At 43.7% G+C, this 1,119-nt stretch carries 2 protein-coding genes; both read left to right on the top strand.

What is annotated here, in order from left to right; translation table 11 throughout:
- On the top strand, positions 1-729 hold a 729-nt coding region (locus F6K49_RS51795), incomplete at its 5' end, for a transposase (protein ID WP_293110809.1).
- A 14-nt stretch (positions 730-743) separates the two neighbouring features.
- On the top strand, positions 744-1,119 hold a 376-nt coding region (locus F6K49_RS51790; RefSeq protein WP_293110807.1), incomplete at its 3' end, for a CHAD domain-containing protein.

Below are 1,119 nucleotides of genomic sequence, written 5' to 3'. Positions count from 1 at the left end.
AGCATTGATCGAGGTCGGTGGTTTATTAGCTTTGCCGTTGAATCAGACCAAGATAATTTCCCTATCCCTCAAAAAGCAATCGCCTTAGACCCAGGGGTGAGGAGCTTTTTAACTGGATTTGATGGCCAGAGATTTATAGGCTTAGGTACTGGGGACATTGGAAGGGTTTATCGCCTGTGTTCTCATTTAGATCGATTAATTTCTCAGGCAGCCTTGGCCAAGGGAGGCCCTAACAAGAGAAAGAGGTTTAAGTTAAGGAAGGCTGCTCAAAGGATTAGGGTAAAAATTCGTAACCTAATTGATGAAGCCCACAAGAAAATTTCTTGCTATCTAACTTCTGAATATCAAGTTATTTACTTACCAAAGTTTGAAACATCACAAATGGTCGGTAAGGCTAAAAGGAAAATCAGAAGTAAAACAGTTAAGGCAATGATGAATTGGGCACATTACCGATTCAAGATGACGTTGAAGCATCAGGCAACTAAAAGAGGTTGTTTTGTAGTAGACGTATCTGAAGAGTACACTTCCAAGACTTGTACAAGGTGTGGCCATGTTCACCGTAAGTTAGGCGGATCTAAGAAGTTTTTGTGCCCTGAATGCGGACACACACTTGATCGAGACCACAATGGCGCTTTTGGGATTTTCCTGAAAGCTTTGAGAGATACCTCCTCGTCAATTACTGACGTGCTATACACGGATTCCGGCGAAGCCCACGAATTACCGGGTTAAACGTATCTGGGACGATGAACAAACTAGTATTACCCCAAAGCAAAACCATTGGAGAATGGAGTTATCTGGGAATTCAGAAACACTTCCAGAAAATGCTTAGTCACGAAGCCGCCGTTCTCCAAGATCGAGATCCAGAACAGCTGCACCAAATGCGTATTGGAATGCGGCGCTTGCGTACCGCCATCACTAGTTTTACCCCTGCCTTAGACTTGCCCAAAGCAGCCTCTGAAAAACAGATTGGTAAGATTGCCCGTATTTTAGGGAGTCTTCGAGATCTAGATGTCCTCCAAGAAACCCTCCACAAAGGTTACCAACCCAAGTTACCCACCAAAGAACGGAAAGCATTGAAGCAAGCTTACGTTTACTTGGAAAAAAAGCGGTGCAAAGCTT

This window comes from Moorena sp. SIO3I6, assembly GCF_010672095.1.
This window is presented reverse-complemented; position numbering and strand designations above follow the sequence as displayed.